General features: G+C 38.4%; 9 protein-coding genes. 1 reads left to right on the forward strand and 8 read right to left on the reverse strand.

Annotated elements, in window-relative coordinates; genetic code table 11:
* The first annotated feature begins 193 nt into the window (after positions 1 to 193).
* Entirely contained in the window at positions 194 to 1,093 is a 900-nt protein-coding gene (locus tag OLM34_RS01025; RefSeq protein ID WP_264404605.1) for a DMT family transporter, read from the forward strand.
* Here the strand turns inward: OLM34_RS01025 and OLM34_RS01030 are convergent.
* The 8 genes from OLM34_RS01030 to OLM34_RS01065 all read right to left on the reverse strand — a co-directional run bounded on the left by OLM34_RS01030 (position 1,050) and on the right by OLM34_RS01065 (position 15,543).
* A complete protein-coding gene (locus tag OLM34_RS01030; RefSeq protein ID WP_264404606.1) occupies positions 1,050 to 2,018 on the reverse strand; it encodes an alpha/beta hydrolase in 969 nt (322 codons plus the stop codon). The genes OLM34_RS01025 and OLM34_RS01030 overlap by 44 nt on opposite strands.
* Positions 2,019 to 2,188: 170 nt before the next feature.
* Entirely contained in the window at positions 2,189 to 3,997 is a 1,809-nt protein-coding gene (locus OLM34_RS01035; protein WP_264404830.1) for a glycoside hydrolase family 127 protein, read from the reverse strand.
* 83 nt (positions 3,998 to 4,080) lie between these two features.
* On the reverse strand, positions 4,081 to 6,114 hold the full coding sequence (locus OLM34_RS01040) for a glycoside hydrolase family 127 protein (protein WP_264404607.1): 2,034 nt from the start codon (positions 6,112 to 6,114) through the stop codon (positions 4,081 to 4,083).
* 174 nt (positions 6,115 to 6,288) lie between these two features.
* Positions 6,289 to 9,105 (reverse strand): formylglycine-generating enzyme family protein, encoded by a 2,817-nt coding sequence (locus tag OLM34_RS01045; RefSeq protein WP_264404609.1) that lies wholly within the window; start codon positions 9,103 to 9,105, stop codon positions 6,289 to 6,291.
* A 3-nt stretch (positions 9,106 to 9,108) separates the two neighbouring features.
* Positions 9,109 to 10,197: a hypothetical protein gene (locus tag OLM34_RS01050; RefSeq protein ID WP_264404611.1), complete on the reverse strand. Its 1,089-nt coding sequence runs from the start codon at positions 10,195 to 10,197 to the stop codon at positions 9,109 to 9,111.
* A gap of 188 nt (positions 10,198 to 10,385) precedes the next feature.
* Positions 10,386 to 10,796: a hypothetical protein gene (locus tag OLM34_RS01055; protein ID WP_264404613.1), complete on the reverse strand. Its 411-nt coding sequence runs from the start codon at positions 10,794 to 10,796 to the stop codon at positions 10,386 to 10,388.
* Between the two features lie 12 nt (positions 10,797 to 10,808).
* Complete coding sequence (locus tag OLM34_RS01060) at positions 10,809 to 12,341, reverse strand: RagB/SusD family nutrient uptake outer membrane protein (protein WP_264404614.1); 1,533 nt, start codon at positions 12,339 to 12,341, stop codon at positions 10,809 to 10,811.
* Between the two features lie 49 nt (positions 12,342 to 12,390).
* A complete protein-coding gene (locus tag OLM34_RS01065) occupies positions 12,391 to 15,543 on the reverse strand; it encodes a SusC/RagA family TonB-linked outer membrane protein (protein WP_264404615.1) in 3,153 nt (1,050 codons plus the stop codon).
* Between the last annotated feature and the right edge of the window lie 349 nt (positions 15,544 to 15,892).

The raw sequence follows: 15,892 nt of genomic DNA on the forward strand, positions 1-15,892 counted from the left end.
TAAAACATTGCAATCAAAGCAAATTCTCTTCAAATATGGATGTTACCCTCGCTTTGAAATTATTAATATCTCCAGTTATCAAAACGTAAATTCGTAATTTGGCCACATCGGTAAGTGCCGGTCAGGACAGAGGAAAACCTGTTCCGGCAGGGTAAAATGAAAAATTACGAAATAAAACATTTCAATTCTCCGCATGAAAGACGATAACAAGGCTATTCTTTACGTTTCCATAACCGTTTTGAGTTGGGCTACTGTAGCATCGGCGTTTAAACTGGCGCTATCGATCCTTACGTATTACGAACTGCTTCTGATTGCCTCCATCACGGCGTTGATCGCATTTGCCATCATGCTCACCTTTCGTAAGCAATGGTTTTTGCTTCGCTCCGTCAGTCGCAGACAATGGCGGATGTTTGCCGTTGCGGGAACACTCAACCCTGCAATGTATTATCTGGTTCTGTTCAAATCCTACGAATTGCTTCCGGCTCAGATTGCACAACCCATCAATTACATGTGGCCGGTGGTGCTTTCGTTGATGCTGGCCGTTTTTGCCCGGCAACGCATCCCTGCTGTCAAATTTGTCGGCATGGCAATTTCATTGGCCGGAGTTGCCGTAATTTCCATAGGACCGGGACAATTAACGGGAACCAACCTTTCGGCACTCGGAATAGCCTTAGGCATTGGAAGTGCTTTTGTGTGGGCAACTTATTGGCTCATAAACAGGATGAATGCCGAAACCGATCCGATTGTGAGCTTATTTCTCAACTTCTTTTTCGGAACGATAGAATTGTTGATGATTGCTCCGTTCATGAAAATCGAAATTTCTTCGTTGCAGGGTGTTTTAGCTGCGGTGTATTCAGGGCTTTTCGAGATGACCATCCCTTTCATTTGTTTTGGAATTGCATTGAAAAAAACCAACAATCCTGCACTCATCAATCATCTGTGTTATCTTGCTCCGTTTCTGTCGCTTTTTATAATACACGTGATTTTAGGCGAAAGCATTTATCCCACCACATATACAGGCCTCGCACTCATTGTGGGCGGACTTCTTTTCAATGAATATATCGGGATTCGTTATTCTTTACGAAGTCCGTAATTGCTTTTACGAGTTCATCCGATATCGGCAAATTGGGGTTCATGTAGGTTGCCACATTTTTATTTCTGTCCCCTTCCACAATTTTCAACACATGATTCATATTCTCTATGATTTTCAGTTCGGCACGAGGAGCCGATGCGGCCAATTGTCGCGCATGATCGACGCCGACTTGAATATCGGCAGTGCCTTGAATGATCAAAATCGGTATGCGTAATTGCTGAATTTCTTTGGAAGGATCGTACTTCATCCAACTTATCATATACGGTTGAACACTCGGTCTGAACAACGCGGCTAAATTCGGATTAACATGGCTGACGGTTTTACCCTTTCGCAGACTGTCGAGAATAGCAATCGTTTCATTGTACAGATGGGTCGGCAAACCTTTCGTTTGCTCCAAAATTACCCCGTCGGCAGGTTTGGAAACACCGGCTATGGAGATAAACATATCGGCTTTGGCATCCCTGGCTGCGATCATGCCGATTAATGAGCCTTCGCTATGACCGATTACGATAACCTTTGAAAATCTTGCATCTTGCTTTAATCTCGAAATCCATTTTTTAGCGTCGTCGATGTAATCTTCAAATCGTATGTCGCTTTCGCGCTGCCCGGTTTTACTTTGCCCTATCAGCCGTTTATCGTATCGTAACGTAGCAATACCCTGTCTGGTCAAATTTTCAGCCAGATAACGCAGACTGTTGTTTTTCATGTTCGGCTGATTGCCATCTCGATCGGTTGGTCCTGAACCGGAAATGAGTAACGCAACCGGGAAAGGGGCTTTTGTATTCGGAATCAGTAAGGTGCCGAATATTTTTCCCCTTTCACATTCGATACTTAAATCGTACGATTGAAAAGGATTTGTCAGTACTTGCGAATATAGAAATCCGCTAAGAATGCTCACGATAAAAAGCAGTGCCGATTTTTTCATTTTAAAATCTCCCCATGAGTACAGCAAACAGCATAATTCCAAAGATAATCATATGAGAATTAAGTTCATCTTGGTTAAATAGAATTTAATCATTTTTTTCAACATAACTGGTGGTCCTATTTTTAAAGAATAACATAGTGAGTTCCAAAATACAAATTTTGAGATTCTTGTTATTCATGATATTTGATCCATACTTTCATTTTTCCTGGTTTACGGTTATCCCATGCATAATACGGTATAAATTTGAATGTCTGATTCCCGTCGGCTTTTGCCGTGATGGAAACTACAGACCCTAATAAATTTGACTCCTTCTGAAAAGTATACGTAGTTGAATTTGTAATTTGTGCATGATCTATTCCCGGATTATCCACTTCTTCCAAACAATATACCAGTGGCCCTCGTTGTATGGCTCTTTTACCCACGTTGGCCTTTACTCGCGGATCTGCGGCAACAACTTCTACCGGCATATCCATCGTAAGTGACACCGTATCTCCTTTTTTCCATTTTCGACCAATGGTTACATACTGCAAATCTTCAATCGCCTCAAAAGGTTTATCGTTTACTTTGATGGAATAGGATTTACACCAACCCGGTATTCTCAATTTCAAATTAAAATGATCCGAAAATTCGGGATTTACTGTCAACCTAACAGCGCCGTCCCAAGGATAAAGTGTTTCCTGTAGAAGTGAAACGTAATTATTTCCTATTTTGATATTAGCTTCATTTCCAATGTATAGATTAATCCATAGCGTTTTGTCCGGCGAAACAGCATAAATATAGCTACCGATGGACGGTAGAAATCTTGAAATTTGACTTGGACAGCAGGCTGTTCCATACCATTTTTTTCGGTGATGATCTCCGTCCGATTCCAATGGATTGACATAAAAGAACAAATCTCCCGACAGTGAGATTCCGGCCAATGCCCCATTATACATGGAACGTTCCAGTACATCGACGTATTTTCCATCACCTGAAAGCATGTTCATTCGTTGATTCCAAAAAACCATCCCAACTGATGCGCACGTTTCGCAATAAGCCTCTTTATTAGGCAAATCGTAGGGTTCGGTAAAGCCTTCGTTGGCACGTGATGAGCCAATCCCGCCAGTAAGATACATTTTTCTGAAAACTACATCGTTCCACAGGCTGTTCAAAGCGGGAATGTACGTAGAATCTTTCATAGCCGAAGATACATCGGCCATTCCCGTAAACAGATACATGGCCCGCACCGCATGTCCCCCAATTTCCTTCAACTCTCTGACGGGAACAGCATCTTGATAATATTCTTTATAAGCAGAGTTCCACGTACCTCGGTTATGTCCACGTTGTTCCAAAAGCCAGCGAGATAAATTCAAATAACGCTGATCGTTTGTAACTCTGTAAAGTTTCACCAAGGCAAGTTCGATTTCGGGATGTCCGGGAACCCACGTGCGTTTTCCTTCGCCAAAAAAACGATCGATATGATCGGCATATTTTATGGCTACATCCAAAAGGGATCTCTTGCCTGTGGCTTCGAAATAGGCAACGCCTGCTTCGATGAGATGGCCACAACAGTACATTTCATGTTTATCCATATCCGTCCACCGTTGCGATAAATCACCAAGCTCAAAGTAAGTCATCAGATATCCGTCGGGTAATTGTGCTTTCGAAATAATTGTTATTAGGCTATCCATTTTCTTTTCGAGAACTGGATTTGGATTATTCATTAAGGAGTAGGCAGCTCCTTCGATCATTTTATAAACGTCGGAATCGTCGTAAACGAATCCTTCAAATTTTCCTTCGGCCAATCCGGCCGCGATCGCAAAGTTTTTAATCCGATTCGTTGCGATCTCCGATTGATAAATACAGGCAGGTAAAGTAACGGCAGCATGCGTTTTCAACCGAGGCAACCAAAAACTGTCTTTGATGGTTACATGAGAAAAATTGACAGCCGTGTTCTCTTGAAAGAACTTTTGTTGGGATTGAACATTGAACGAGATCATTATCCACCCAACAAGTATCATATAATTCCATTTTTTGATTTTCATATTCTGGAGTCGAAGTTATTCATAAATTATGTCGATGGTTATTTTCTTGTAATGGGGAATTCGGTTATTCTCAGCGTAGTACATCCGTAAGGGATTAAAGTAATATCTTCTTCGGGCATGGTAGTTTCCTGATACTGGACACTGAAAGGTAACGGCCCTGCAGAACCGTTGTACTTCTGCCATTGATTCATTCGTTTTCCCTTGGTTTTGATTTCGACGGGAGCATTCTCCAAATTCCACGGATATCCGTTGATATTTTTCTTTATTACTTGAAAATGAGTTTCTATGTTTTCGGGTTTAACAGCTTCTTCCAACAAGCAATAATTCCACGGAGTGTCGCTATGAACTTCATAGTACCAATCGCCATATCTTTTCCCGAATTTACGATCATCGGGAACTTTCGTCCATTTTTCTTCCATGCGTAAAGCATACAACAGCGGGCCTCTTTCTATGGCTGCCGATCCTTCGTACCAGCGGGATACGATAACTTTCATCGGGAGTATCAATTCCACTCTATCACCCGACTTCCAGTTTCGACTTATTCGTTCCACATTTCCTCCTTTCACCTTTTTCCAGATGGTATCGTTGATTTTTATCGTGGCTTCTTCGCACCATTCCGGTATCCGTAAATAGAAAGGAAATGCTATTACTTTGCTGCCTTTATCGGCAATCTTGATATTAAAATGAATTGACTCATCAAACGGATAGTTGGTCATTTCTTTTATTTCGACTCTCGTTCCCGTGCCCACTTCTGCCGTTACCGTGCAAGGTGAATAAAAAAGTGCGGCTAATCCTTTATCATGTGATGCAAACCATAAATGTTTGGTAAATTTAGGCCATCCCTGATGCAGATTCGATGTACAACAAGGATAACCAGTCAATAAACCAAACAGTTGATCGGTTCCATTATAACCTGTAACAAAATTTCGAAGATGACGCGATATCTCAACCTGATTGAGTTGTTGATAATACTGTCGGGCATCGAAATTGTCGGTTACTTGGGTAGGCAATGCGTTAAAGGCAACTCTTTCCAACCAATCTGCCCATTCAACCTTTCCGGTAATTTCGATCATTTTTTCCAACGAAAACATCATCTCTACCGCTGTACAAAGCTCGGAGCCCTGCGTCGGATTTCCCGTATGTAATAATTCGTCGGCCCCATACAATCCATTTGGCCATCCGTGAGCTCTTTTTAAATCGGAAGCACATTTGATTATTGCCTCAATATGCTTGTCGTTTTTAGTAGCCTGATAGCGAATAATGGGTTGTTTAATTGCCTGAGCCAAATCAACGCAATGGGTACTGAATAAGGTGTTGATTTGCTCACCTTCCAAAAACAAATTAGTCCAATCGATTGTTTGCTGCGTGATTAAATCTCCCAAATCCAATAAAAATTTTTCCCCGGTAATGTTATAAAGCCAATAAACGACCATCAAATTGTCACCTCCTCTTTGCTGTGCCCATCTCGTCCAATAATTAAGCGGTTTTTGAGGCAATTGCGTGAATTGATATTTGAAATAGTTGGTCATGAATGGAATGACACGCTTGTCACCGGTTGCATCATAATACTGTTGCATAAACTTTAAAACGACCATTCTGGGCCACCAATCCTGGGCATTGTTTCTCTGCAATCCTTCTTCGGGCTCTCTATCAACGGAAGGTCCGAAATATCCGTCCGGTCTCTGACTTTGTAAAGTCCATTCCACCCAAGGTTGAACTTTTGCTTTCAACGTATTGTCGTTTAAGATATAAGCCAACGGCAGCAATCCGTCAATCCAATAGGGACCTCTTTCCCACACGTCACCATCGCCTCCCAACCAACCGTTGCGAGGTCCCATTACCTGGCTGTATAAAGAATCTAAGTGCCCCGTCATGCCATTTTTCATTCTCAACAATTGATCTTTCAGCCATCCTTCCGGACGCACTGCTCCAAGAGGAAGTTCCATAAAGGGTTTTGTAAGTAAGGGGGAACGATTATTTTCATATAAATCGGTTGTTGCCCATTGTGATTGTGCATAACTAGTTAAATTCATCAGTACATAAAATAAAATGAGTAAATTGATTTTTTTCATGTTGGTTTAACTTTTCTATATTCTTGTTTTTTAGTTTCTCTTTGACTGTTTATTTGCATAAATAATTTGTGATACGATCGTTTTGTGCTCAATAAAGTTGTAAAAATTATTCAACATACGTCGACTTATTGAAAATTAAAATCATCCCTGCCGAAATGAATAAATTCATTCTTCTCATAAAGCGTCTTTTACACAACGAAATCCAACCGTTGCTTTTCTTTCGAAAGAAGGGGATACCCTAAGTAAATATTGCCTATAATTGAGCTCTCGGGGTCCGCCTTGAACATACCAAAAACTTGAAGACGGCATAAAATAACTTCCTCCTTTTACCATGATATATCTGTAGGTAGTATTATCGTAAACATCGTTAGTTAACTGCCATACACAGCCAACCAAATCATATAAACCATATGGATTTTTCCCTTTAGGATATTTCCCGACAGGATAAGGTGAACCATCTCCCAAATTACATCTATCGGGTTCGATCCCCGTTAATTTCCATACTGAAAGGGTTTCGGTTATGGATTCTTCTATTCTTTTTACCGGAGTTTTCTGTAACCATGGCCATTCATTACCTTTCTCCGTTTGAGCTGCATATTGCCATTCCATTTCTGTGGGAAGTCGCTTCCCTGCCCATTTCGCATACTGTTGTGCATCTTCGAGTGTAACGTATACCACAGGATAGTTTTCCTCACCATTGGGGATTTGATTATTTTGCCAATGTTTGAGAAAATTCGTTGTATCGATAGGCTGATAACCGGTAGCATCTAAAAATTCTTTATATTGTTTATTGGTAACAGGAAATTTATCCATAAAGAATTTTCGCATTTTTACCTGTTGTCCTTTAGAAGTTAAATTTTCAGGATAAGGAATGAAAGAATCTCCGGTACGATAATTGTCGCATTGGAATATTCCGGCCGGAATTACAACCATTCCTTCGGGAGCTTTGCTTGCTTTGGGCGTTGTTTTCGATTCGGAGATGAGTCGCGCGGTGCCGGGAATGATCATTATCACCCTTTCGTCTATGATTTGACTATTTTTGAAAGCCTGAACGACGAATTTCCCTTCGTAATCGGGAAAGTGGGATAACAGCTTGATGGATTGTTCTTGAGTGCCGAATACAGCTGGTGTTTTCTCATATGAAGGATCTCCTGCCCATATTTTTATGCTGTCTCCTTTTTCGCTAGAAAATATCAAGCTATCTACAGCCGGTTTAAGTTCCACCGAAAGAACTTTTTGAAATTGTGCAATTGCCGTTACGGAACTTTCGTTATTTGTTCCTAAGTCAAAGGAATTAAAGCCGTCTATCTTGACAGGAATGTAATTTTTATCCTGTTCCCTATTCAATTCGATTTCTTCGTGATGAAATAAATCCACAAAATGGGTGGAGTCATCAATCAAACTATCTTCAAATAGATTTCCGGAAAAACCTTCAGGATGAAGATTGTAAACCGTATAAATAGTTTTTGAATCGGAAGGCCATTGGTTGACATAAATGCTATCGACAAGCGTTGGGAGCAAGGGGGTATACGAATATTGCAAAAAATTACTGCTGTTTTCTCTCTGAATTTGCAGCAATTTACCCCAATATCGTAGTTGTTCGTCCGACCATTCAAACCTGCCGGGAGGAAAGCTGTTTATTTCGGTGCCGTACCCGTTGAAAAAAGAAAGATTAAATTCTCTTCGGATAGGTTCGCGGGCTTCCTCTGCTACTCTAAATATCGCGAAATCCGGCTTTATAAATTTATTTAAATTAAGAACCGGAGGATAATAGAGTGCGTTGTGCACCCTACCCGACGGAATACCTTGCATGTCTTTAGGGACAGCCATACCTTCGCTGTACATGACCACACCAGGACGAGCTTTATCAACAGCATCTTGAAGTTCGTTGCTCGAACTCCCTCTCGTATCGAGAACGAAACCGTCGACATTCACCATTTTTGCAATGGTGGTCATCCCATCAAAATGGCCTTCTGCAGAACGGGTACTTTCGTCCCACGGATTATAACAAATAAAAAAATATGTTCCAAGTTCGTGGCTCAAATCCGAAATTTCTCTTAATTTCCGATATCCTCCCGGCAAGTCGCGAAACATATCCCATTGATTTCGCTGGTCCATTCCTAAAGCAGGCCATGTTGGCCAGATACCGTACACATCGTAGCCTCCGATTAATTTTTTCATTCTTTCGAGATAATCTCTGACATGATATGAGCTGTCTTTGTAATCATAAAAACGTTTATCCCATGCCATCATCAAATTTGCCGCATAACAATTTCGAATCCATTTTAAATCTTCTCTTTCAAACAATGAATTATCGAATGTGCCAACAGGAATATCATAAAGCAATCTTTTTTGAAACATCAGGCGCAATCCTTCCTGCCACTCACCCTCATAAGCGTCCATCCAAAAGTCGTAGGAAACGGATCCCCCAGGATATAAAATTGTTTCAAAACGTCTTAACTTTCCATTTTTCAAACTTTTATTATTTCGTCTGACCAATGCAACTATATTTTTTTCATTGTTGACCTTACCACAGGTAAATCCCAACTCCCATGCATTATCTGGTAAAATGACGTTTAGAGGTTGATAACCGGGTCGAAAGAGATGCGAACGAGAGAGGCCATGCGAGCCTTTTCCTGTAATATACACATGTTCTTCACTTCGACCTAACGGTACAACGTTATGTAAACGGATCGTATCGGTAGAAGTGTTTTTAAAGCTGATAATTCCTTTAATTCCATATTCAAATGGTTCTGTTGAAAAAGAGATATCCATCATTTCAGAAGGAAAAGCAGTCGAGTATTCCATTTCATCGATTTGGTACGAAACAAGGGGCAATTCCTCAGACAATATGATGTTAGGTTCGATAGATTGGATCATCAAATGATTGGCTTTATCAAACTGTATTGATTCTAATGATTGTCCATACAGTAATGGAAAAACGCAAAAAATATAAAAGATAAAGTTCAGCAGGGTTTTTGAAATTTTCATATTTTAATTCACAGTTTGTTTTTTGATGGCATCGTTGTAGTCCACTACATAATGCCACCAGTTGTTAAGTTTCCCGTCATTCGGATTAATACCTTTATAATGTGGAATATGTCGGAACCACCAGCACATATATCCCAAGTGTGAACAATCCCATTCAGAACAATTTACTTTACGCCTGCGTTCGTTTTCTATATTGGGATAATTGGCCCAAGTATCAGCAGCTGTTGAAACTTCCAATTGATTTTTAACGTCGTAATCTTGTTGTCCATTAGGTGGAAAATGGATATTTCCTATGTGGGCGTGTCCAGGTAATACCTTATCGTAAGTGGTGTAAAGTTCCCAGTTGTTTTTTCGGGAATAAGGCTGGCTATAATCCCAACGACCATAAACTTTTCGCATGACCGATTCGAAACGATGACCGTAACTTTCAAGAGCCAACGATATTTCTCGCTCATAATTTAATCCCATAATCGTTAGAAGGAGTTCATTCGATGGATTTTCAACTGGTTCAGAGTTCAACCAGAATGCTCCTTTCCCGCAATAAGTAGATTCCCACATGCCTGCATAGGGAAATGTCCATACCCAAACCTCATTAATTTCGCCCTTATCTCGCATTTCCCCAAAGCCATAATAGTGAATGAACGCGTTATAATCAAAGGTAGTCCCCCTCTCCTTAAATGATTTCCAGCCAGGCTCTCCGAGATATTTTACCACGTCATTCAAGGAAAACAATTCGTCGCTGTCCTTAAATTTTGAAAAGAATATACTATCGTCATAAATTTCAACGATCTCATATTTGATCACATCGTTACTGATAGCCTGTAACGTATCGGCATAAGCAGCAGTTAACTCCCATGGATTATGCCATTGAAAAGTATATCCGGGTGTTTTAAAATACTCGTGCAACCGTTTGTTGGTTCCTGGAATCACGGGATCTTGAACGACAACTGCGACTTTTACGGTAAGGGTTTCAGCTTTTCTACCCTTTGTAGTCGGAATATCGGTCCCTTTGCCACTGGATAACGAAACGAACAGGAAAACAATAGTAGTAGGCAATAGCGTTCCTGCAAATTTATTCAGAAATAATTTCATCAAAGAATCTCGATTTATATTGGTTCCGTTTGGACTTGCTAAAATTTACAAATCCAGAATAACCCATTATGTAATTTTTTGACAACAATTTGTCACCCTATTTCATTACGCAACTCTTATACCAAACCATTCCATCATTAGCAATGTGGACTTTCACTCTGCATCAATAATTAGGATAGTAAAAAAGTCTAATTTGCTTTTAAAATGATGTAATGATAAGTATGTCCATCATTCATCAAAAGATAACGAGTGATATCATTCTTTATTATTCCGTCTTTTTCTACTTTTAAATAATAAAAACCCTTTGCCTTCTGCGGATCAGAAGAAGGTTCGAAATCTTTCAGCAGAAAAACGGCCTCGCCATTTTTATCGCTTTTTTTAGTTAAAAAGACGTTGATATTATTATCACGATCAGCCTGATTCTTATAGATATTGATCGTTGCATCGGCAACTGTTTGTGTCATATTATCATCACTGTAAACCACCACATGAAATTCCCATGGGATAGCTTGTTGAAATTCCTCAAATATTCCACTTCTATCACAAGATGCCACTAAAAAAAGTAATGAAAAAAGAAATGTTAATTTTATTGTTTTCATAAGTTCATCAGTTTAAAATTCGTATTCATCATAAGCTTCTAATTCTCCTCCAAAAGTATAGGTCTCCAAGCCATAAAAACTAAGCTCCAATACAGGAATGGGCAATTGACGAAAAGATCGAGTGGTAAGCTGAAATTTATCAATAGGAGTACGTCTCCGATCATAAAATGGGGTAGCAGTATAGGCATATCCACATTCTACAAAGCGTTCATAAAAAATGGCTTCCAATATAGCCTCTCTCGTAGAATTAATATTGATATCATTTAATTTTCCCCTTTTTTGACGAGTATTATTTATTAACTCAACTGCTTTTGAAATATCACCCGTATGTAAAGCTGCCTCTGCATATAACAGATCTGATTCTGCTTTTGTAAGGAAGTAGAGCTCGCCTTCACCTGACGGCTGACCTGATTCGGAAAAACGATTTAATACATACGAACTATATTTGCTATAACCATCATAGGACAAACCTCCTGTTGGAGTATTCACTGATGGATAGTATACAAAATCAGTACCTAATCTATAATCAGGAGAATTAGCTTCTGGCAAGGTTTGTCCTTGTCCAAAATCGATTGGCAAAGGCCAGATAGCGCCTGGATCATTCGGATAAGCCATCATATTAATGACCCGTAAACCCACTCGACCCCATTGATTACCCCCCGGCCACGAAGCCGCAGCATAAGACCATTCTTGCCAACCTTGCATTGGCAAGACGGCTTTTATATCCATAGTCAATCCTTCTGAAATATAGTTTTTGACTTTCTCCCAATCGATGTCAGCGTATTCCGCCTTTGTCCTGGGTTGATAGGCGATAGCTCTTGCTGCCATAAATTTGGCAAATTGACGTAATTTTATATTATCACCAACAGCATCTAAAGGCAATAACCCCGTAAAATTGGAAAAATTATGGCTATTGCACAATTCAATACATTTATCCAAATAGCTAAGTGCGGTTTCTTTCACTTCGGAGGCAGGTCTAATATCATCGACAGTAATTTTCTGCAAATCGGTCTCTTCAGTGATTATAAAACATTTATCAAAAAGTAAACTCAATTCAGTATAGAAAGCCCCCATCAGAAAATAGCAATTGGCTAATATTTTATATGTCTGATCCTTATTATCTTCTTTAAATATTAACCCTTTATTGGATATCATGGCAAGCATATTTCGTACCGTACTGATCTTGCTATAATGATTATACCAAAGGGTTTTGGGAAAACCTGCATTTTTGTCCGTATTCGGTATCATAGGTTTTTCATAGTTACGCCTATAATAATATACTTGAAGATCCCAATTCCCAGCTCCAGCAGTATAGGCATCCGAATTGGTTGCCAATATCCACGTATCGCCATCATAAGCTCCTAACATGTGATGCCACCAATTGTTGTATGCTCCTCCAATCAAAGAAGGATATTGATTTATATCACCCATGACGGTTTCAATATCTGGTTGATGGTCATTTTTAATATCTAAACCAGAAAAATATGGTTCACATCCGAGTAAAATCGTTAATATGAAACAGCTTGTAAATACTATTTTTTTCATCTGTTTAAATTCTAATAATTATTAAATAAACCCTAAACTTAAGTCCAGTTTAAAATTCAAATGATACTGTACCTGTTAGCGTTCTGATATCTGAAGGATACTTTGGCGTATCGGATCCGTTCAACGTATTATTTTCTATGGTTCTGGTTTCCGGATCAGGACCTGAATAATTTGTTAATGTAAACAAATTTCGACCGATTAACCCTAATTTAATTCCTTTACAAAAAGAGATACCCCATTTTTGCAATTGATTCTTTGTTACATTATAATTTAACGACATTTCACGCAATTTTAAAAAGGTCGCGTCTTCCGTAAAAGAGGCTCGTGCATGTTGATTTAAATAGGTCATGGGTTTCCTTTGTTCCCAGGGTCTGACTGACATATCCCAGAATGCTGCATTTCTGCCTGCAGATGACATATAAACTTTTGTATTATTATACAATACCCCGCCTTCTTGCCAAGAAAGAGTGAAATAAAACATCCAATTCTTGTAACTAAGGATATTTATCAAATTCATATTAAAATCGGGAAGCATATTACCCATAAATTCGTTTTGAGAATTATTTCCATATTCATCCAGAACATACATTTTTGCTTCATCACGCGTCCCAATCATATCTTTTCGAACTACAAAGCCATAATTATTTATGGTAAATACATCTTCAACACTTTGTCCAGGTTTTATGAGTTTACTGGTTTTGACTTGATCTAAAGATGTGGCAAATTTACTTGAATAAAGATTTCCATATCTTTCGTTAGATGCAACTTTGGTATAGCCAACATTGAAGTCGGGGCGGCCCAACTCGCCCACATATTCATCCAATTTGTCCCATGTTAAGGTCGCATCCCAACTCCAATCTTTCTTTTGAAGAATATTTGCATTCAATGATATTTCATAATTATGAACAAAAAACTCACCAATATTAATATTTTGATATTGAAAACCGGTAACTCCGGAAACAGCCATTACATAAGGCAAATCTGTATTACGTTTATGCGAATAAGTAAATGATAAATCAAAACGATTTAAAAAACGCATATCAATACCCGTCTCTAATTCTTGCGATAAAGCTGGTTTTAATTTTTTATTCCCTAATTGAGCTCCCCCATAAAGAGTACCATCACTTAATGTAAAAGTTTCATACTTTGCACCATAATCAGGGAGAATACCTGCTGTACCATACGAAATACGGGGTTTCAACATTTGAAAATAAGGAATCTTAAAATCTTCTGTTATATTCCATGCTCCCGATACCCGATAATAGGTTTGCCACATATTATCCTCTCCAATTACTGAGGCACCATCTCGGCGTATTAAACCGTCGATAATGTATTTGCCTTTATAATCTAAATTTCCTATAGCGCTGTAACTGTTAGAAACAATTCTACTCCCCCACGACGAATGATCTCGAGTTTCTGGAGCAGCAAGTTCAAGAGAAGTATTATTCATTCCGGATACAGCCAGTTTTGAACCATTACCCCATAGTCCCTCCGATTTCTCATCTTCATATAAATATTGCACTCTAAATGTCGCGTCTAAATTATTAAAAGATTTGGTCAACAAGCAACTGGCTTCAAAGTTATGTTTGAAGGTATTTCCAGATCCTTTGTATACATACCCTTCTTCACGGATACTGCCATCCGGATAATTTACCATAAGTCGACCTTTAGGTATCAAATCCTCATCCTGATAATGAAAATAGTCAATATTATAATTAACATTAAAAGTAGACCACTCAGTAGGTATAAATCTAACCCCATAATTACCAAGAAAACGATTGGCTGTGCCACGCTGTATTTTATTGTTGATATCATACAAGGGATTAATATTGTTGCGCGTGGAAACTATATTTGGATTTACTTTGAAAGGAGTTCCATCTAAATTCTTTGCAAAAAAATCGGCATTCGGATCAGCATAATAAATATCATCAAAATTTACCGATCTGCGATCATTTATAGTCCTAACATATAAATTAGATGTATTCAAAGAAACCATGTCCGAAATTTTATGATCCAAATTAACTCGAAAACTATATCTTTCTACGCCTTTAAGCATGCGTATCACGCCAGGATTATGAGTATACTGAATAGAAGTATAATAATTCATATCGCCATCACGACTTCGACTGGTTAAACCAACTGTTGTTGAATTAAATACTCTCGGAACAAAAAAATCATCATACGAATTATGATTCATATTATATTTGTTATCCCAAACCCAATCATCATCAAGAATACCTCTGATCGGATCGCCATTCTCATCAACTTTGTGACCATGAGCCGTTGTTCTTTCAGGAAGAAAGCCAACCCAGTTGGATCCAATTTCCGTCTTTAAGGATACTCTCGATACTCCACTATTCAAATCTCGTCCTCTTTTGGTAGTTATATTTACAACACCTCCCGCCGCTTTTGATCCATAAAATGAAGCTGCTGCAGCCCCTTTAATTACTTCGATGTTATCAACATCTTCCATATTAATATCTTTTAATACGCCCGATGTGATAATACCATCTACGATAATGAGCGGTTGAGTAACCCCTGTGAATGATGTCGTGCCTCTTAATTGAATGATTGGCTCATCCATAGGATTTCCGGTAGTAGAAAATACCTTAATCCCCGGCATCTTTCCTGATAAAGCTGTAGCCACATTTACTCCTGGAACCTCTTTAATGGATTCATTATTAATTTTTTCAACAGTAAAAGACAGCTTTTCTTTTGACATTCCTTTTGCAACCCCGGTTACTATCACCTCTTCCAGAGCTTGGGCATCTTCTTGCATAATAATCTGAAAATTCGTCTTACCGGATGTATTTATTTCTTGTTCCCTGTAACCAATGTAGGTAATACGGATGACAGCATTATTTTCTACATCCAATGAAAACTCTCCATCTGCATTAGTCACTGTACCATTAGTGGTACCAACTTCAACAATATTTGCGCCAATAATAGGCACTTTATTTGCGTCAACTACAATACCTGTGATGCGTTTTTTTTGTTGTTGGAGAATAGTTAATTCACTGGGATTTTTTTGCAATTCAGATTTCTTTTCGGCTAAGGGAATTATTTGAGAATAATCTGATGATGATAACAAATAGAATACACATATGCATAGCAAAATGATTGTTATTAGTGCTATTCTACAAAAACGACTACTTACTATCGGGATGACTAAATCATCACTTTGAAGATTTATGTTATTCATACTGACATAATTAAATTAAAATTTATTCATTATATTCATTTACACGCAATTTTTCAAGCTAAAAATAGCTAGCATAAAATACAGACAGAATTACTTTTTTACAATTATTCTTTTTTTAAGAGATCTACAAATTCGTTTTTCCATAGGCATAAAAGTTATCAAATTAAAAAAATATGATTTTAAATATCCAAATACATGAAAAAAACATTTTCACAATTAAAAATTTATTGGAATTTTAAATAAGTCAAATTAACCAACACAAAAGTGAGAAGATTTATAACAGAAGGGGTGTAAAATCGTTTCAGAAAAGAATAAAATTGTATCAAAATAATTAAGGCTACCGGGAATA

The sequence above is a fragment of the Anaerorudis cellulosivorans genome, from assembly GCF_025943985.1.
GTDB lineage: Bacteria > Bacteroidota > Bacteroidia > Bacteroidales > Dysgonomonadaceae > Anaerorudis > Anaerorudis cellulosivorans.

Coding starts and splice junctions, on each gene's coding strand:
- OLM34_RS01025 (WP_264404605.1), top strand. CDS start 194: ATGAAAGACGATAACAAGGCTATTCTTTACGTTTCCATAACCGTTTTG.
- OLM34_RS01030 (WP_264404606.1), bottom strand. CDS start 2,018: ATGAAAAAATCGGCACTGCTTTTTATCGTGAGCATTCTTAGCGGATTT.
- OLM34_RS01035 (WP_264404830.1), bottom strand. CDS start 3,997: ATGATCTCGTTCAATGTTCAATCCCAACAAAAGTTCTTTCAAGAGAAC.
- OLM34_RS01040 (WP_264404607.1), bottom strand. CDS start 6,114: ATGAAAAAAATCAATTTACTCATTTTATTTTATGTACTGATGAATTTA.
- OLM34_RS01045 (WP_264404609.1), bottom strand. CDS start 9,105: ATGAAAATTTCAAAAACCCTGCTGAACTTTATCTTTTATATTTTTTGC.
- OLM34_RS01050 (WP_264404611.1), bottom strand. CDS start 10,197: ATGAAATTATTTCTGAATAAATTTGCAGGAACGCTATTGCCTACTACT.
- OLM34_RS01055 (WP_264404613.1), bottom strand. CDS start 10,796: ATGAAAACAATAAAATTAACATTTCTTTTTTCATTACTTTTTTTAGTG.
- OLM34_RS01060 (WP_264404614.1), bottom strand. CDS start 12,341: ATGAAAAAAATAGTATTTACAAGCTGTTTCATATTAACGATTTTACTC.
- OLM34_RS01065 (WP_264404615.1), bottom strand. CDS start 15,543: ATGAATAACATAAATCTTCAAAGTGATGATTTAGTCATCCCGATAGTA.